At 60.8% G+C, this 15952-nt stretch carries 19 protein-coding genes; 9 read left to right on the top strand and 10 right to left on the bottom strand.

Translation table 11 applies throughout. The annotated features are described in order from the left end of the window. Positions 1 to 123: 123 nt before the first annotated feature. The gene (nadC, locus tag ACE3SE_RS18205) at positions 124 to 966 is read right to left on the bottom strand and encodes a carboxylating nicotinate-nucleotide diphosphorylase (RefSeq protein WP_374557325.1); all 843 of its coding nucleotides are present in this window, start codon (positions 964 to 966) and stop codon (positions 124 to 126) included. A 108-nt stretch (positions 967 to 1074) separates the two neighbouring features. On the opposite strand from nadC, the gene ACE3SE_RS18200 reads away from it, so the two are divergent. Both ACE3SE_RS18200 and ACE3SE_RS18195 read left to right on the top strand, forming a co-directional pair. After that, the gene (locus tag ACE3SE_RS18200; RefSeq protein ID WP_374557323.1) at positions 1075 to 1746 is read left to right on the top strand and encodes an energy-coupling factor ABC transporter permease; all 672 of its coding nucleotides are present in this window, start codon (positions 1075 to 1077) and stop codon (positions 1744 to 1746) included. A 45-nt stretch (positions 1747 to 1791) separates the two neighbouring features. After that, positions 1792 to 2172 carry an MAPEG family protein gene (locus ACE3SE_RS18195; RefSeq protein ID WP_131355093.1) on the top strand — a complete coding sequence of 127 codons (381 nt, stop codon included), beginning with the start codon at positions 1792 to 1794 and terminating at the stop codon, positions 2170 to 2172. A 5-nt stretch (positions 2173 to 2177) separates the two neighbouring features. Here ACE3SE_RS18195 and ACE3SE_RS18190 read toward each other — a convergent pair whose 3' ends face one another. The 5 genes from ACE3SE_RS18190 to ACE3SE_RS18170 form a co-directional block, all read right to left on the bottom strand. After that, positions 2178 to 2801 (bottom strand): HAD family hydrolase, encoded by a 624-nt coding sequence (locus ACE3SE_RS18190; protein ID WP_374557320.1) that lies wholly within the window; start codon positions 2799 to 2801, stop codon positions 2178 to 2180. Between the two features lie 27 nt (positions 2802 to 2828). Beyond that, entirely contained in the window at positions 2829 to 3854 is a 1026-nt protein-coding gene (murB, locus tag ACE3SE_RS18185) for a UDP-N-acetylmuramate dehydrogenase (RefSeq protein ID WP_374557397.1), read from the bottom strand. A gap of 2 nt (positions 3855 to 3856) precedes the next feature. Beyond that, positions 3857 to 5257, bottom strand: coding sequence for an MATE family efflux transporter (locus ACE3SE_RS18180; RefSeq protein ID WP_374557317.1), 1401 nt, complete (start codon positions 5255 to 5257; stop codon positions 3857 to 3859). Between the two features lie 145 nt (positions 5258 to 5402). Beyond that, positions 5403 to 5705 (bottom strand): hypothetical protein, encoded by a 303-nt coding sequence (locus ACE3SE_RS18175; protein ID WP_374557315.1) that lies wholly within the window; start codon positions 5703 to 5705, stop codon positions 5403 to 5405. A 328-nt stretch (positions 5706 to 6033) separates the two neighbouring features. Continuing rightward, positions 6034 to 6771: a hypothetical protein gene (locus ACE3SE_RS18170; RefSeq protein ID WP_374557313.1), complete on the bottom strand. Its 738-nt coding sequence runs from the start codon at positions 6769 to 6771 to the stop codon at positions 6034 to 6036. Between the two features lie 208 nt (positions 6772 to 6979). Between ACE3SE_RS18170 and pcnB the strand changes: the two genes are divergently transcribed. The 7 genes from pcnB to ACE3SE_RS18135 all read left to right on the top strand — a co-directional run bounded on the left by pcnB (position 6980) and on the right by ACE3SE_RS18135 (position 12160). Then, complete coding sequence (gene pcnB, locus ACE3SE_RS18165; RefSeq protein WP_374557311.1) at positions 6980 to 8344, top strand: polynucleotide adenylyltransferase PcnB; 1365 nt, start codon at positions 6980 to 6982, stop codon at positions 8342 to 8344. Beyond that, positions 8341 to 8820: a 2-amino-4-hydroxy-6-hydroxymethyldihydropteridine diphosphokinase gene (folK, locus tag ACE3SE_RS18160; protein ID WP_045847075.1), complete on the top strand. Its 480-nt coding sequence runs from the start codon at positions 8341 to 8343 to the stop codon at positions 8818 to 8820. The genes pcnB and folK overlap by 4 nt, the downstream gene beginning before the upstream one ends. Before the next feature lie 23 nt (positions 8821 to 8843). Beyond that, on the top strand, positions 8844 to 9485 hold the full coding sequence (locus ACE3SE_RS18155) for a deoxynucleoside kinase (protein ID WP_045847076.1): 642 nt from the start codon (positions 8844 to 8846) through the stop codon (positions 9483 to 9485). A gap of 48 nt (positions 9486 to 9533) precedes the next feature. Next, complete coding sequence (panB, locus tag ACE3SE_RS18150) at positions 9534 to 10325, top strand: 3-methyl-2-oxobutanoate hydroxymethyltransferase (RefSeq protein WP_045847077.1); 792 nt, start codon at positions 9534 to 9536, stop codon at positions 10323 to 10325. A 17-nt stretch (positions 10326 to 10342) separates the two neighbouring features. Beyond that, positions 10343 to 11176, top strand: coding sequence for a pantoate--beta-alanine ligase (panC, locus tag ACE3SE_RS18145; RefSeq protein ID WP_045847078.1), 834 nt, complete (start codon positions 10343 to 10345; stop codon positions 11174 to 11176). A gap of 23 nt (positions 11177 to 11199) precedes the next feature. Then, complete coding sequence (gene panD, locus ACE3SE_RS18140; RefSeq protein ID WP_062789341.1) at positions 11200 to 11580, top strand: aspartate 1-decarboxylase; 381 nt, start codon at positions 11200 to 11202, stop codon at positions 11578 to 11580. Between the two features lie 166 nt (positions 11581 to 11746). After that, a complete protein-coding gene (locus ACE3SE_RS18135) occupies positions 11747 to 12160 on the top strand; it encodes a GFA family protein (protein ID WP_045847210.1) in 414 nt (137 codons plus the stop codon). A gap of 28 nt (positions 12161 to 12188) precedes the next feature. Here the strand turns inward: ACE3SE_RS18135 and rraA are convergent, their stop codons facing one another. From rraA to ACE3SE_RS18115, 4 genes are all read right to left on the bottom strand, one after another. After that, positions 12189 to 12668: a ribonuclease E activity regulator RraA gene (gene rraA, locus ACE3SE_RS18130; RefSeq protein ID WP_045847080.1), complete on the bottom strand. Its 480-nt coding sequence runs from the start codon at positions 12666 to 12668 to the stop codon at positions 12189 to 12191. Between the two features lie 91 nt (positions 12669 to 12759). Further along, positions 12760 to 14238 (bottom strand): DegQ family serine endoprotease, encoded by a 1479-nt coding sequence (locus ACE3SE_RS18125; protein WP_062789342.1) that lies wholly within the window; start codon positions 14236 to 14238, stop codon positions 12760 to 12762. Between the two features lie 96 nt (positions 14239 to 14334). Continuing rightward, a complete protein-coding gene (gene nth, locus ACE3SE_RS18120) occupies positions 14335 to 14967 on the bottom strand; it encodes an endonuclease III (protein ID WP_045847082.1) in 633 nt (210 codons plus the stop codon). A gap of 99 nt (positions 14968 to 15066) precedes the next feature. After that, positions 15067 to 15843, bottom strand: coding sequence for an RnfABCDGE type electron transport complex subunit D (locus tag ACE3SE_RS18115; protein WP_374557307.1), 777 nt, complete (start codon positions 15841 to 15843; stop codon positions 15067 to 15069). Positions 15844 to 15952: the final 109 nt, after the last annotated feature.

The following is a 15952-nucleotide window of genomic DNA, read 5'->3' as shown; positions in this document are numbered from 1 at the left end:
GTGCGGTTTCCCTGGCAAGGTGATGGAGCCTGCAAGCGGCAGGCTGTCTTATTTGGTATATCCCTTAAAACGACAAAAGGACAATGTCGGACTGCGGTCCGTGCATTGTCCCTTGCAGCCGGGCTAGACGGCGAAGCGCATGGACAGGTCGATGGCCTGGATGTCCTTGGTCAGCTTGCCGATGGAAATGCGGTCGACACCGGTTTCGGCAATGGCACGCACGGTGTCCATGTCCACACCGCCGGAGGCTTCCAGCAAGGCCTTGCCCGCGCTCAATTCCACCGCGCGACGCATGTCATCCAGCGACATGTTGTCCAGCAGGACAAGCTTGGCACCGGCGTCCAGCGCCTGTTGCAGCTCGTCCAGGTTTTCCACTTCAATCTGCAAGGAAACGCCTTGTGGAATGATGCGGAAGGCCTGTTCCAGTGCCTGGGCAATGCCACCGGCCGCCATGATGTGGTTTTCCTTGATCAGGATGCCGTCGTACAAACCGATGCGCTGATTGTCGCCCCCGCCCACGGTCACCGCGTACTTCTGCGCCAGGCGCAGGCCAGGCAAGGTCTTGCGGGTGTCCAGGATGCGGGCGCGGGTACCGGCCACCACATCCACATAACGGCGGGTCTGGGTGGCAACGGCAGACAGGGTTTGCAGGAAATTCAGGGCGGAACGTTCAGCGGTAAGCAGCGCGCGTGCCGGGCCGCTGATTTCGCACAGTACGGTACCGGCCGCCACCTTGCGGCCTTCGCGTACCTGCCACAGCACGCTGCAACGCTCGTCTACCTGGCGAAAGCATTCCTCGAACCAGGCTTTGCCGCAAATCACGGCATCTTCACGCAGTAACACGGTAGCGCTGCTTTCCGCGGTCCGGTCAATCAGCTGGGCGGTCCAGTCGGCCTGACCAATATCCTCGGCCAGCGCTATGCTGACTTGTTGGGCAATAAGATGGTTGGCTGGCTGTTTGCTCATGACGGAACTCAGGCGTAAAAAAGCGTTATTGTACCCAGCCATGGCCTGACTGTGGTGCTTATCGTCGTGGTGGTATCATGCGCAGCACACTGTCAGGCTGGAGAATTCATGGATTTGCCTGCTGTACTGTTTCCCACCTGGCTGCTTTATGCCGCCATGGTTGCTGCCGGCATGGTGCTGGGCTTTGCCGCCAGCCGCGTTAAATGGCGCACGCTGGATGCCAGTGCCAGCAATGCCTGGCTGGGCGCGTTGGTGGTTTTGCTGGGCTTGTGGCTGATGCGTGGCGGGCTCAAGCCGGGCTTGTCCTTCCACATGCTGGGAGCAACGGTGCTGACCTTGCTGATGGGCCCCTGGCTGGCCATGCTGGGCCTCGCCGTTTTGTTGCTGGCGCTGGCGGCGGGTGGCCATGGCGACTGGCTGGCGCTTGGGCTGGACTGGCTGTGCGATGCGGCGGTGCCGGTTGCGGTGACGGCAGGCCTGTTGCAGCTGGCACGCCGCAAGCTGCCGGCCCAGTTGTTTGTCTATGTGTTCATCAATGCATTCATCGCAGGCGGACTCAGCCTGTTTTGCAGTGCATTGGCCGGCATGCTGCTGTTGGGCAGCCAGGCGGTCTATGCCTGGGATTATCTGCTGGAAGAAGCCTTGCCGTTTTACTTTCTGCTGTCCTGGTCCGAGGCTTTTACCACTGGGCTGACCATGGCCGTGCTGGTGGTGTACCGCCCGCACTGGGTCAGCACGTTTGATGATGCCGCCTATCTGGGTTCGGGCTCGCGCTGGTGATGTCGGCGTAATGCCTGAGATGTTGAGCTATTACAAGGAGTTGTCATGCCGTTTGCACTGTGGAGTATCTTGCTGGCTTCTTTTTTGCCTTTGTTGTGGACGGCGCTGGCCAAGGCCGGGGCACCCTATGACAACCATCAGCCGCGTGTGGTGCTGGCGGCGGCCACTGGCTGGCGCCAGCGTGCCAACTGGGCGCAACAAAATGCCTGGGAAGCCTTTCCCAGCTATGCCGCAGCCATGTTGCTGGCCTGGATGATGAAGGTGCCAGCTGCCCGGCTGGACTTGCTGGCCGTGGTATACGTGCTGCTGCGCCTGGGCCATGGCCTGTGCTACATCAGCGACAAGGCCACGCTGCGTTCGCTGTGCTGGCTGGGTGGTTATGCTGTGGTGGTGCTGCTGTTTGTCAGCGCTGCCGGGCTGTTCTGAATGTTTCAGTCCAGCAGGCGGTGAGCCTGTACCGCCTGTCGCACCGCGTCAAAACCGACGGTGTGGCAGGCCTGCCAGCCTGCTTGCGTGGCGCTGTGCACGCATTCGATGTTGTCATCAAAAAAGATGATGTCGGCAGCATCCACCTGCAGCGCTTGCTGCACATGGTGGTAAACAGCCAGATCCGGCTTGCGCAAGCCCAGGTGGTGTGAGGCAAAGCAGGTTTCGAACAATGGCAGGATGTCGAACTGGCGCTCGATCTTGCCCCAGTGCAGCGCATTGTTATTGCTGAGCACGGCCAGCCGGTAGTGCGCGCCGAGTTGTTGCAGCAGCTCTCGCACGCCGGGGTAGGGGCCTTGCAGCCAGTCGTCCAGTGCTTGCAGCATGGCCGCAGTGCCCAGTCCCAGTTGCAGCCGTTCATCCATCAGCCGGGCAAACTCCTCCGGTGTTACCCGGCCGGTATCCAGCAGCGCCACCTCCGGCGTATGCATCCAGAACTGCCTGGCCTGTTCACGTTCCAGACGCCCTTGCGACACGGCCATCAGGGGGTCGATGCCGTTCCAGTCCACCAGCACACCACCCAGATCGAAAACCAGCACCGGCTGCTTGCCGTGTCGTGTCACTTGCATGTCTGTTTCCTTCATCAAAGCCGGGTGTTACAAGACCAGCGGTTCGGCTTCCAGTTCCACACCGTAACGCTGGCGCACTGTGTCCTGCACATGGCGTGCCAGTGCCCACATCTGGCTGCCGCTGGCGGTGCCGTGATTCACCAGCACCAGCGCCTGGCGATCATGCACGGCGGCATCGCCCTGACGGTAGCCTTTCAGGCCTGCCTGATCAATCAGCCAGCCTGCTGCCAGTTTCACCATGCCAGGTCCGGCCGGGTAGTGCGGCAGGGCGGGAAAGCGCTGCAACAGTGCATTGGCCTGTGCCTGACCGATTACCGGGTTCTTGAAGAAGCTGCCGGCATTGCCCAGCTCGGCCGGGTTGGGCAGCTTGCTGGCGCGGATGGCCATCACCACATCGCTGACATCCAGTGGCGTGGGCTGGCTGATGCCACGTTTGTCCAGCTCCTGCTGGATGTCGCCATAGGCCGTTTTCAGTTGCGGCTGGCGTGACAGCTGGAAGCGCACGGCGGTCACCAGCAGGCGACCGGCGGCTTCGTGTTTGAAAACGCTGTCGCGATAGGCAAAGCGACAGTCGGTATTCTCCAGTACCACAGGCGTGCCATTGGCTTGCAGATCGGCACACACCACCTGGGCAATGCGGTCTTTCACTTCCACGCCATAGGCACCGATATTCTGCACCGGGCAGGCGCCCACCGTGCCGGGAATCAGGCTGAGGTTTTCCAGTCCGTACCAGCCTTGTTGCAGGCAGTAGCGCACAAAGTCATGCCAGTTTTCCCCGGCGGCGGCTTCCACCAGCAGGCTGTCGCCCTTGTCTTCCACTACGCGGATGCCACGCAGGGCCAGTTTGACCACCAGGCCGGGGTAGTCTTGGGTCAGCAAAAGATTGCTGCCGCCACCCAGCCACAGTACCGGGCCTTGCTGGTAGTGCTTGTCGGCCAGCAGGGCAGGCAGCCGGGCCAGGTCGTCCAGCTGGCAGAAATGGGCGGCGCTGACATCCATGCCAAAGGTGTTATGGGGTTTGAGCGAAACTTGCGATTGAATGCACAGCGTCATCATCAGCTTTCTTGCAGGGTGTTGTGGCGCAGCAGGCGCAGGCGGCTTTCCCGCGCCAGGTAGCTCACCAGCATCAGGGCGGCAATGCTCAGACTGATGACCAGTGCCAGCCAGAAACCGTAAATGCCCATCGGGGAAACCAGCCAGTCGGTGAGGCCCAGCGTGATGCCAAGCCCCAGTCCTATGCCCCAGAAGGCGGTAATGTGGATCACCATGGGAATCGTGGTCAGCTTGTAGCCGCGCAGTGCGCCGGAGGCAATGGTCTGGGCGGCATCGGTCAGCTGGAACACCGCCGCAAACAACAGCAGGCTGGAACCCATGGCAATGACCTTCGGGTCGGGCGAATAAATGGCCATGATGTCACTGCGCAGCCACAGCACCAGCAACATGGTGCACAGCGCGGTGGCCAGCCCCACCAGCAGGCCGACTCCGGCAACAAAACGGGCCTGATGGTAGTCGCCAGCACCGGCGCGCTGGCCGACTCTGACCGTGAGGGCGGTGGAAATGCTTTGCGGCAGCATGTAGATGATGCTGGAAAAATTGAGCACCGACTGGTGGCTGGCCACCACCGTCATGCCCAGCTTGGCAATCAGCAGGGCGATAAAGGAAAACAGGCTGACCTCGACAAAGAAGGACAGGCCGATGGGCAGGCCCAGCTTGAGGAAGGCCCCGTAGCGCTTCCAGTCGGGCCAGCTCATCCGGCTGGTCAGGCCGTAGGGGCGGAAATGGCGATGCCAGCAGATATAGGCCAGCAGCGTCAGGCAGTTGAACCAGAACACGATGCCGGTGGCCCAGCCGCAACCGGCACCGCCCAGTCTGGGCAGGCCGAACAGGCCGTGAATCAGCGCGTAATTGAGCGGGATATTGAGCGCCAGTGCAATCAGGCTGACCACCATGATCACCTTGGGGCGGTTCAGGCTGGAGGCATAAGCATGCAGGGCACGGTGCACCATGGCGGCAGGCATGCCCACGGCAGTACCGGTGATGAACAGCATCACCTTGTCTTCCACGTCGGTTGGCAGTTGCAGCCACAGGCGCAAGGGGTGTTCGGCCAGCAGCATGGCGGCGGCACCAAGCAGGCCGACAAACAGGCCGAACCACATGCCCTGGCGGCCGGTTTCGCCAATCTGTTCTTTCTCTCCAGCGCCCAGCTGATGGCTCAATACCGGATTGAGCGACGTCACCACGCCCATCAGGGTCACATAGACGGTGATGAAAATGCTGGCTCCCAGCGAGACGGCTGCCAGATCATCAGTACTGACGCGCCCGGCCATGACGGTATCGACAAAGCCGGTGGCCACCTGAGCGACCTGGGCAATCATCATCGGCAAGGCAAGGCGGACGATCTGTCTGGCTTCACCGGTAATGGCACCGGGCGCAGCGCTTTTGAGTTCCTGCAGCATGGAGGCGGATCAATTCGACAAGGTAGGCAAGCGCTCCATTATAAGGAGCCGCTGCCCGGCCTGTCTTGTGCAATGGCGACGCCAGCCATGCGCTGGCGCGCTTCAGCCTGTGCTGCCGGAATGGGCGAGCAAACGTCTGCTGCGCTCAGAAACGTACTGGCGTTTCGCGGCGCAAATCGCAGCTGATGATCAGATGCTGACCAAAGCGGCTGTTGATGTTCAGTGCATCCAGCAGGCCGACATCATGAATGGTCAGCAAGCCGCTTTCATCCAGCTGACTGCTGTAACCCAGCTGGTCAGCGTAGTTGATCAGGTCTTGCAGGGGCAGGCTGCTGTCGGCGGACAGCAAGGTGGCAGTCAGGCTGCCTTGAAGGGGGCGTTTTCTTCCCACGGCATCGTATACGGCAAAGGAAAAGTCGCTACAGCTGTCTTGCAGGCAATCGTACATGGTGAAACTCCATCGGGTATGGGTGGCGCTGTTGCGTGCCCGACCTTACCGTCAGGCGACGCTTTAGCAGGATTTTTGGGCGCCCTGCAAGTTGTCGATTAACTCGGCGCCGGTGTTCCGGACACAGCCAGGAACGGTAAAACGGTACTACCTTCAACATGCCCGATGTCGCACAGTGCGCGCACTATAAGACGGAAAAAGAAAAACCCGCCGGGCCAGAGAGCGCAGCGGGTTTTCCGACTCACGCTTTAGCTGGCATTTATAGTGCGCCCAGCAAGCTGTATCAAATCGGCGCATGGGAAAAGATTATTCCCGTCAGAAAAGCCTGTCAAGCCCTGTTGCATGCTGTCCACTGTTGCAGGAAATCCGGCCATCCTGCGCCTTGCTGGCCTAGCAGTTGGGCAAGCTTTTGCTCGTGCTGGCTGCGGGTGAGGGCGGAAATCTGCCCTTGCAGTGCAGCCAGGCGCAGCCACATCAGGTAATGGCAGGCGGCGCGCTGTGCGCTGTGCGCCAGCAGGGCCGGCAACTGGCCTGCCGCGGCCATGGCCCAGGACTGGGCCGCGTCGTAATCGGGAATGCGCGGCAAGCCGCACAGGCCGGCCATTTCCTGCTGCGGTACACAGCCAGGCTGGGCGTTCTGGCACAGCAGGCGGCTGAGTTCCAGCGTCTGGCCAAACAGCCCGTTGGCACCGCCGGGGAAGGCAATGCCGTGCATCATGGCGCGATGGCGCAATACCGGCAGCATCAACTGGGAACCTTGCCAGCTGACAATTTGCGGCATGTGTTCGTTCAGCAGGGTGGACAGGGTTTGCAGCATGCCCGCTTCATCCTGCCCGGGCAGTGTCTGGTGCAAAACCACTTCCTGACGGATGTGCAGCACGGCATGAATGCCGACCACACGATGCAGGTGGTAGGGCAGGAATTCATCCGCCCGGCTGGCCCGGCTGCGTTGCAGGGCAAAGTAGACGACGTCTGCATCGCTGATGTCGGTATCCAGCTGGTACAGGGTACGGATGCCATCGACATCAGGCAGGGTCTGGATATCCAGGGCGAGTAAGGGAATCACGGGCGGTCTTTACACGGAAAATGCGGCAGATGGTGTGCGATTCTAGGCCCGCTGCCGACGGCGGGCAATCATCACCCGGCATGTGGCCTATTGTCTGTCAGGATAAATTGGGCCAGAGCGGTATATCTTGTCAGAAGATTCAGGCTATAATCTGCCGCTTGAATTCCTTTCTTGCGAATCCCTTCATTCCACGTCCTTATTCCTCTAAATGATCCGCAAGCTTATCCGTAAAGTACTGGAGCTGCCGTCTGGCATGGGCAAACGCCGTAGCAAACCACGCGTGATTCCGCTGTCCCAGCATGGCGTTCGCCGCGATCAGCTCAGCACTGCTGCGCTCAAGGTGACTTCCCGTCTGCAGGAAGCCGGTTTCTCTGCCTTCGTGGTAGGGGGGGCTGTGCGTGACCTGTTGCTGGATGTCGCACCCAAAGATTTTGACGTCGCCACCAATGCCACGCCGGAGCAGGTGCATCATCTGTTCCGCCGCTCGCGCATCATTGGCCGGCGTTTCCGCATCGTGCACGTGATGGTGGGCCCGGAAACCATCGAGGTCACCACCTTCCGCGGTGGCGGTATTGACGACCAGAACGAGTCCGGCCGCATCATGGCGGACAACACCTTCGGCAGTCAGGAAGAAGACGCGCACCGCCGTGACTTCACCGTCAATGCGCTGTTCTTCGATCCGTCCGACGAGTCCATCATCGACTATCACCACGGGGTGAAGGACCTGAAGGCCAAAAAGCTGGTGATGATCGGCCAGCCGGCACGGCGCTATCAGGAAGACCCGGTGCGCATGCTGCGCGCGGTGCGCCTGGCCGCCAAGCTGGGCTTCGAGATTGACGAAGACACCCGCAAGCCTATCCGTGCCCATGCCCATCTGCTGAAAAAGGAACCCCCGGCCCGGCTGTTTGACGAAATGCTCAAGCTGCTGATGTCCGGCCATGCCTATGCCTGCCTGAAAAAGCTGCGCGAGGAAGGGCTGTCACGCGGCGTGTTCCCGCTGCTGGACGCGGTGATGGGCGAGGATGGCGACGATTTGTTCCTGCAACTGGGCCTGCAAAGTACCGATGCGCGTATCCGTGCCGACAAGCCGGTGTCTGTTGGCTTCCTGCTGGCCACCTTGTTGTGGCAACAGGTGAACCAGCATTGGCAGCAACATATCGCCGCTGGTGAAAAGCCACTGCAAGCCTTGCAGATGGCGATTGCCGACGTGGAAAACGAGCAGGACAACGATTTTGCCATTCCGCGCCGTTTCAGCGTCACCATGCGCGAAATCTGGACGCTGCAAGGCCGCTTCGACAGCCGTACCGGTGCCCGTCCTTACCGCTTCCTGGAACAGCCGCGCTTCCGAGCCGCCTTCGACTTCATGTCGCTGCGCGCCGAAGCGGGCGAGTTGCCGGCCAGCCTGGTGGAATGGTGGGAAGGCTTCCAGCGTGGCGATCAGGCCGAACGCGAAGCCTTGATCAACGAAGCCAAGAACAGTGGCGCTGACGAACCGGCCAAGAAGCGCCGCCGTCGTCGCACCAGCAACCGCCGCCGTGCCGAGAGCACCGGTGGAGGGGGAGAGGCCGAGTGAGCCTGGCCTATGTCGCTCTGGGAAGCAACCTGGAGCAACCGGCCGAGCAAATAAGGGCCGCGCTAGCGGCCCTTGCTGCTCTTGCCGGCACCAGCGTGCTTGCGCATTCTTCTCTTTATCTCACCACTCCGGTGGGGTATCTGGATCAGCCTGACTTCATCAATGCCGTGGCACAGCTGGAAACCAGCCTGAGTCCGCATGACTTGCTGGAGGCGCTGATGCAGATCGAAGCCGGTTTCGGGCGTGAGCGCAGCTTCCGCAATGCCCCCCGGGTGCTGGATCTGGACATCCTGTTGTATCAGGATACCGTGCTGGATGATCCGCAGCTGATGTTGCCGCATCCGCGCATGCACCAGCGCGCCTTTGTCATGGTACCGTTGGCAGAAATCGCCCCCGACCTGCCGGTAGGGGAGCATGGCCAGGCCGCTGCCATTGCCGCCACCCTGGATTGCAGTGGTGTGCGCAAGCTGGCCTAGCCTGCCCGTTCTAGGAGCTCATCATGAGTCACAGCCATTTGCGTTATGTGGTAGTTGAAGGCCCCATCGGTTCGGGCAAATCGGCACTGGCCCGTCGGCTGGCCAGCTACTGGGGTGTGCAATTGCTGGCCGAAGACCCGGCCGCCAACCCCTTCTTGCCGCGTTTTTACCGTAATGTCGCCTCGCATGGCCTGGCCACCCAGCTGTCCTTCCTGATGCAACGGGCCGACATGGCACGCGGCATGTTGCTGGGCGACACCCTGGCCAGCCCGGTGGTGTCCGACTTCCTGTTTGAAAAGGATGCCCTGTTTGCCCGGGTGAATCTGGACGAGCAGGAACTGGCGCTGTACCAGCGTCTGGCCCAGCAACTGCTGCCACAGTATCCGGTGCCGGACCTGGTGATTTATCTGCAAGCTTCCGAGCAGGTGTTGCTGGAGCGCAGTGCGGCCCGCGCCAGCCAGCTGGAGCAGGATTTCCCCGAAGGCTACCTCAAGCGCGTACATGCCGCCTACAGCGAATTTTTCCATCAGTACGAAGCGGCACCCTTGCTGATCGTCAATACCGACCATCTCGAGTTGGTTGATGGTAACGAGGATTTCGAGCTATTGTTGCGCTGCATCAGCGAGATGCGCGGACAGCGCAGCTACTTCAACAAGAGCGTCTGAATACAAGTGACGCCTTGCATTTCCCGACCACACCGAGGAAGTACAGGTATGAAAATTACCGTCAACACCCTGCAGAAGATGGCCGCCGAAGGCCAGAAGATCGTCATGCTCACCAGCTATGACGCAAGCTTTTCCACCCTCCTTGATCAGGCCGGGGTAGAGATTCTGCTGGTGGGCGATTCTCTGGGCATGGTGATCCAGAATCGTGATTCCACCCTGCCGGTGACCATGGAAGAAATGGTCTACCACACCCGTTGTGTCGCCGCTGGTGCCGGCGATGCCATGGTATTGAGCGACCTGCCGTTCGGCAGCTATCAGGAGAGCCCGCAGCAGGCGTTTGCCAGCGCTGCCCGCCTGATGCAGGCCGGTGCCCACATGGTGAAGCTCGAAGGTGGCGGTTTCATGGCAGAAACCACCCGCTTCCTGGTGGAGCGCGGGATTCCGGTCTGTTCGCACATCGGCCTCACCCCGCAGTTCGTCAATACCTTTGGCGGTTACCGCGTACAGGGCAAGACCCAGAGCGATGCCGAACGCCTGCTGGATGATGCCCGCAAGCTGGCCGATGCCGGTGCCAGCCTGGTGCTGATGGAATGTGTGCCCGCCGAACTGGCTGCGCGCGTGACCGAAGCCGTTGCCGTGCCCACCATCGGCATTGGTGCTGGTGCTGATGTCAGCGGTCAGGTGTTGGTATTGCACGATATCCTCGGTGTGTATCCGGGCAAGAAAGCCCGTTTCGTCAAGAACTTCATGAATGAGGCCGGCAGCATCCAGGGTGCGGTCGAAGCCTACGTCAAGGCAGTCAAGGCAGGGACCTTCCCGGCTGCCGAACATACCTTCTAAGCCAAAAGGGTAAGGAAATGGAAATCATCCGCAGCGTGGCAGCCATGCGTGCATGGCGTCGCCAGGCCGGTAAGCTGGCCTTTGTTCCCACCATGGGTAATCTGCACGAGGGTCACCTCGCTCTGGTTGCCGCCGCGCACGAGCATGCCGACAAGGTGGTGGTCAGCATTTTTGTCAATCGCCTGCAATTTGGTCAGGGCGAGGATTTCGACGCCTATCCGCGTACCTTCGAATCCGACTGTGCCAAGCTGGAAGCCGCCGGCGTGGACGCCTTGTTCTTCCCCACCGAACAGGAACTGTACCCGCGCGTGAAGCAGGATTTCAACGTGGAGCCGCCGCATATCCAGAACGAGCTGTGCGGTGCCTTCCGCCCCGGCCATTTCCGTGGCGTGGCCACGGTGGTGAGCAAGCTGTTCAATATCGTGCAGCCGGATGTGGCCTGTTTCGGCAAGAAGGACTTCCAGCAACTGCATGTGATCAAGGCCATGGTGGACGACCTGAACATTCCGGTTGCCATCGTGCCGGTGGATACTGGCCGGGCGGAAGACGGGCTGGCACTGTCTTCGCGCAATGGCTATCTCACTGCCGAAGAACGCGCCGAAGCACCGCGCCTGTACCGTAACCTGTCCGCCATGCGCGCAGCCTTGCTGGCCGGGGACAACGACTACGCCGGGCTGGAAGCCAAGGCCAGCGCCGACCTGCAACAGGCAGGCTGGACGGTGGATTATGTTGAAGTGCGCCAGGCCGATACCCTGGAAATCGCCCACGCCGGTGAAAAGCGCCTGGTGGTGCTGGCTGCCGCCCGTCTGGGTCGTACTCGTTTGATTGATAATGTGGAAATCACCCGCTAAGGCGGGCCGGGGAATTCAGTACCATGCAACGCATCATGCTCAAGTCCAAGCTGCACCGTGTCACCACCACGCACGCGGAGCTGCACTACATCGGTTCCTGCGCCATTGACGAAAACCTGCTGGAAGCTGCCGATATCCGTGAATACGAGGAAGTGCAGATCTGGAACGTCAACAATGGTGAGCGCTTTGCCACCTACGCCATCAAGGCAGAGCGCGGCTCCGGTGTCATCTCGGTCAATGGTTCGGCCGCCCGCCGTGCTGCGCCGGGCGACCTGCTGATCATCGCCTCTTTTGCCCAGTATGAAGATGCCGAGCTGGTCAACCATCAGCCCAAGCTGGTGTTTGTTGATGAACGCAACCAGATGACGGCGCTGGATAACAAGACACCTACCCAGCCGGCCTGATAGACAGCCAGTCGTTTTCCCGCCCAAACGATGCCGCAAAACGGCATCGTTTTTTCATGCCCGCCATTCATCCTGCAAGACTGCTTATAACTGTCTATAGTTCTTGAACAAGCACGCCAAACGTCGGTGCCTGTCCAAGCCAGGCTCCGCCCAGCAGGAGACCATCATGAGCAGCATTCTGAATGGCGGCTGTCTGTGTGGCGCCGTGCGCTACCGGGTGCATGGCCAGCCCTTTCATGTCACGCATTGCCATTGCATCAGCTGCCGCAAGGCCAGTGGTGCGGCGTTTCTCACCTGGTTCACCGTGCGTTTGATCGAACTGGAGTGGCTGAGTGAAAAGCCGGTCTACTATCACTCATCAACGGCGGTGCAGCGCGGTTTCTGTCCGCATTGCGGGGCCACGCTCAGTTATCAGCATGAGTCCGACCCGGACGATATCGACATCACCGCCGCCACGCTGGACGCGCCGGAGCAACTGGCGCCGGAATTCCATACCTGGTGGCAGGAGCATCTGGACTGGGGCGAACCGGCAAAGCAGGCCGCCTTGCCGGTACATGAACGCAGTCACGACGGCGCGTGACTGGTAAGGGAAGTGTGAAGCTGGCGTGTCAGAGCAGGGCTTCGGCCGCCACAATCACGCCGTCTTCATCGGCATACAGCCATTCTCCCGGTGTAAAGGTGACACCGCCAAAGCTTACCGGCAGGTCGCGCTGGCCTTCGCCGCGCTTCACCGATTTCAACGGATGGGTATTCAGTGCGCGGATTCCCAAGGGCAGCTGGTTGAGCGCTACCGAATCGCGGATGCAGCCATAAATCACCACTCCTTCCCAGTGATTGGCCACCGCCAGGTCGCCAATCTGGTCGCCCAGCAGTGCGCAGCGCAGTGAACCGCCGCCATCCACCACCAGCACCTTGCCATGGCCATCCTGGGCCAGGGTTTCGCGCACCAGGGTGTTGTCCTCAAACAGCTTGAGGGTGACGATTTGCCCGGCAAAGCGGGCATGGTTGCCATAGCGCTGGAACATGGGCTCGACCACACGCACCCGGCCTTCGTTGGCATCGCACAAATCGGTTGTCAGAAAACTCATTTTCTCTCCTTTGCTTTTGCTGGTTTATTGGATGTCGGCAGCGATATCGGCAGCCGTGAAAAAGCCGCCTTGCGGCGGCTTGTCGGCATGCTCAATCGAGGCGAAGCGGCACGAACAGGGTGCTGTCCTGACGCCGCACCAGCAAGGCTATCTTGCCATGCGCGCTGGACAGCGCCTTCTCGAAACTCTTCACCGAGGTGATTTCATTCTGGTTCAGCCCCATGATCACGTCGCCATGTTGCAGGCCGGAGCGTGCGGCCGCACCTTGCGCCTTCTGTACCAGCAGGCCGCCATTGAGGCCCAGCTCGGTACGCTGGCGTGCGGTCAGCTCGGTGACGGTCAGCCCCAGTTTGCCAAACTGGAAATTCTGCGGAGCGGCTTCGTCCTGCTGCTTGGCCTGGGGGCTGGCTTCCGGTGCCAGTTCGCCCAGCGTGGCCTGAATGGTTTTCTCTTCGCCCTTGCGCCATACCGACAGCTTGACCTTTGCACCCGGTTGCAGCGAACCCACCATCATCGGCAGGTCTTTCGAGCTTTCAATATTGCGGTCATCCAGCTTGAGGATGATGTCCCCGGTCTGCAGACCAGCCTTGCCGGCAGGGCCTTGCGGATCCACACGCACCACCAGCGCACCACTGGGGCGGGGCAGGCCGAAGGATTGTGCCAGCTCCTGCGATACTTCCTGGATATTGATGCCCAGCTGGCCGCGGCTGACCTTGCCCTTGGCCTTGATCTGCTCGGCCACGTTCATCGCCAGGTCAATCGGGATGGCAAAGGAAATGCCCATGAAACCACCGGAGCGGCTGTAAATCTGCGAGTTGATACCTACTACTTCGCCACGCAGGTTGAACAGCGGCCCACCGGAATTGCCGGGGTTGATGGCCACGTCGGTCTGGATGAACGGAACGTAGTTTTCATCCGGCAGGCTGCGGCCCTTGGCCGATACAATGCCTGCCGTCACCGTATTTTCAAAGCCGAAAGGTGCGCCGATGGCTGCCACCCATTCGCCCACCTTGAGCTGGGACGGGCTGCCGATCTTGACCACCGGCAGGCTGGAGGCATCCACTTTCAGCAGTGCCACGTCGGTACGTTTGTCCAGGCCCACCAGGCGGGCTTTCAGCTCGCGCTTGTCGGTCAGCATCACCTTGATCTGGCTACCGCCGCTCACCACGTGGGCATTGGTCATGATGTAGCCGTCATCACTGATGATGAAACCGGAGCCAAAGGACACGCTTTCTTCCGGCGTCTGGTCCTGCTGGTTGGGCTGGTTGGGGATGAAACGCTTGAAGAAGTCGAACAGCGGGTCGTCTTCCGGTACCGGGAAAGGCATTTCGCTTTGCTGTGGTGCCGCCTCTGTGCGGTTGGCCTGAATGTTTACCACGGCCGGGCCATCACGCTCGACCAGCTGGGTAAAGTCAGGCAGCAACATGGCGACACGCCCATCCGACTGTGCAGGTACAGCCACCGGGGCGGGCTGGTTTTGCTTGTGGAACAGGCTTTCGATCTTGTCGCAACCCGAAAGCAACGACGCAGCCAGAAGGGCGCCGACGATGGGGCGAAGATACGGAGTCACAGAATTATCCTTTCGGGGAGGCTTTCAGACCGATATAGGGACGATCAGCTGTATTTCCAGAGAACTGCCAGCCATATTCCGCTGGCAATCATTTAATCATACCGGTTTTGCCGGGTATTCACACAAATCGGCAATCACGCAGCGATGGCATTCCGGTTTGCGCGCCTTGCACACATAGCGACCAAGCAGAATCAGCCAGTGGTGTGCATCTACCTTGAATTCTGCCGGCACATAACGCAGCAGTTTGTCTTCCACTTCACGCACATCCTTGCCCGGTGCCAGCCGGGTGCGGTTGGACACGCGGAAAATATGGGTATCCACAGCGATGGTGGGGTGGCCAAAGGCAGTGTTCAGTACCACATTGGCTGTTTTGCGCCCCACACCGGGCAGGGCTTCCAGTGCGGCACGGTCGTCGGGCACTTCGCCACCATGTTTTTCCAGCAGCAGGCGACAGGTGGCAATCACATTCTTTGCCTTGGTGCGGTACAGACCGATGGTCTTGATGTAGTCGGCCACGGTTTCCTCGCCCAGCGCCAGCATCGCGGCCGGGGTGTTGGCCACGGCATACAACGGTCGGGTGGCCTTGTTGACGCTGACGTCGGTAGCCTGGGCCGACAGCAGGACGGCAATCAGCAGCTCGAACGGCGTGCGGTATTCCAGTTCCGTGGTGGGAGTGGGGTTGTGCTCGCGCAGGCGGCGGAAGATTTCGTAGCGCTTGGTGGCGTTCATGGCGGCTGGCTGATGGCTGGTTGAGTACCGGTGCGTCCGGAAAATGGCGCACCGGTGATTGTAGCGCAGGCAGGGGCGCTGCCGAAGCCACTGTGGTTTCTACGTGCGAGGGGCTGGCTGCAGCAACTGGTCCACCAGTGGCGCGGCGGCGCTGAGCAGCAACAGGATGGCTGCCAGCAGCGGGGTAATGTCCGACCACTGGGTCAGCGCGGCAAAGCCGACACACAGCAGGCCGGCAGCCTGACCATGAATAAGCCTGCCCCGTGGCGTGATGGGGGTGCTGTTGCCATCCGTCATCACCCAGCCAAGCAGTAGCCACAATGCGGGCTGCAGCAACAACCAGCCGGTGCCAAGTGGCAGGCTTACCAGCAATACCAGACAGAAACCCGCAGGTGCTTGCCAGGCAATCAGACCTTGCCAGAGCAGCCACACGCCACCGCCCAGCAAGGCGAGGCTCAGCGCTGCATTTTGAGCGGGCAGGATGGTGGGCAGACAGGGGGAGAGCACCAACAGGCTGACAAGAACCGGGTGAAACGGTCCGTGGGCGGTTCCGCCAAACAGTTGTCGCCACAACACGGCAATCATGCAGGCTGCAAGCAGCATGCCCGCCGGGGTGCCTATGGGTAGTAACAGGGCCAGTAACGTCCCCGTTAACAGGCTGGCGGGCTGTCGCCAGCTGGTGGCCAGCGGCTGCTTGCGCAAGGCTTGGCAGACCATGTCGCTCAGCAGGCTGCCACACAGGGCCAGCAGCAGGTTGAACAGGGCGAGCCTGCCTTGCTGCGCCAGCAAAACCAGCACGCCCGGCAGCAGGGCAAACAGCGTCAGGCCCTGGCGGCGAGCCAGGCTGGGGGCAAGTCGCATGGTGGTGGTTGTCATGTGTTTTCCGGTTTCTCTGGCTGGCCTGTGGAGGCGGCCTTGTCGGCTTGCGCGGCTTTTTGCGCGGCGGCGCGCTGCATGGCGGCTTCGATCAGGGCCTTCTTGTCCG

Origin of the sequence: Aquitalea pelogenes, assembly GCF_041914625.1 — a bacterium.
Classification (GTDB): Bacteria; Pseudomonadota; Gammaproteobacteria; order Burkholderiales; family Chromobacteriaceae; genus Aquitalea; species Aquitalea pelogenes.
Note: the sequence above shows the minus strand (reverse complement) of the source record. Positions and strands in the feature narration are given on the sequence as shown.

What these genes read in the sequence shown, in the direction of transcription:
- nadC (WP_374557325.1), bottom strand. Translation starts at nt 966, where the DNA reads ATGAGCAAACAGCCAGCCAACCATCTTATTGCCCAACAAGTCAGCATA.
- ACE3SE_RS18200 (WP_374557323.1), top strand. Translation starts at nt 1,075, where the DNA reads ATGGATTTGCCTGCTGTACTGTTTCCCACCTGGCTGCTTTATGCCGCC.
- ACE3SE_RS18195 (WP_131355093.1), top strand. Translation starts at nt 1,792, where the DNA reads ATGCCGTTTGCACTGTGGAGTATCTTGCTGGCTTCTTTTTTGCCTTTG.
- ACE3SE_RS18190 (WP_374557320.1), bottom strand. Translation starts at nt 2,801, where the DNA reads ATGCAAGTGACACGACACGGCAAGCAGCCGGTGCTGGTTTTCGATCTG.
- murB (WP_374557397.1), bottom strand. Translation starts at nt 3,854, where the DNA reads ATGACGCTGTGCATTCAATCGCAAGTTTCGCTCAAACCCCATAACACC.
- ACE3SE_RS18180 (WP_374557317.1), bottom strand. Translation starts at nt 5,257, where the DNA reads ATGCTGCAGGAACTCAAAAGCGCTGCGCCCGGTGCCATTACCGGTGAA.
- ACE3SE_RS18175 (WP_374557315.1), bottom strand. Translation starts at nt 5,705, where the DNA reads ATGTACGATTGCCTGCAAGACAGCTGTAGCGACTTTTCCTTTGCCGTA.
- pcnB (WP_374557311.1), top strand. Translation starts at nt 6,980, where the DNA reads ATGATCCGCAAGCTTATCCGTAAAGTACTGGAGCTGCCGTCTGGCATG.
- ACE3SE_RS18155 (WP_045847076.1), top strand. Translation starts at nt 8,844, where the DNA reads ATGAGTCACAGCCATTTGCGTTATGTGGTAGTTGAAGGCCCCATCGGT.
- panB (WP_045847077.1), top strand. Translation starts at nt 9,534, where the DNA reads ATGAAAATTACCGTCAACACCCTGCAGAAGATGGCCGCCGAAGGCCAG.
- panC (WP_045847078.1), top strand. Translation starts at nt 10,343, where the DNA reads ATGGAAATCATCCGCAGCGTGGCAGCCATGCGTGCATGGCGTCGCCAG.
- panD (WP_062789341.1), top strand. Translation starts at nt 11,200, where the DNA reads ATGCAACGCATCATGCTCAAGTCCAAGCTGCACCGTGTCACCACCACG.
- ACE3SE_RS18135 (WP_045847210.1), top strand. Translation starts at nt 11,747, where the DNA reads ATGAGCAGCATTCTGAATGGCGGCTGTCTGTGTGGCGCCGTGCGCTAC.
- rraA (WP_045847080.1), bottom strand. Translation starts at nt 12,668, where the DNA reads ATGAGTTTTCTGACAACCGATTTGTGCGATGCCAACGAAGGCCGGGTG.
- nth (WP_045847082.1), bottom strand. Translation starts at nt 14,967, where the DNA reads ATGAACGCCACCAAGCGCTACGAAATCTTCCGCCGCCTGCGCGAGCAC.
- ACE3SE_RS18115 (WP_374557307.1), bottom strand. Translation starts at nt 15,843, where the DNA reads ATGACAACCACCACCATGCGACTTGCCCCCAGCCTGGCTCGCCGCCAG.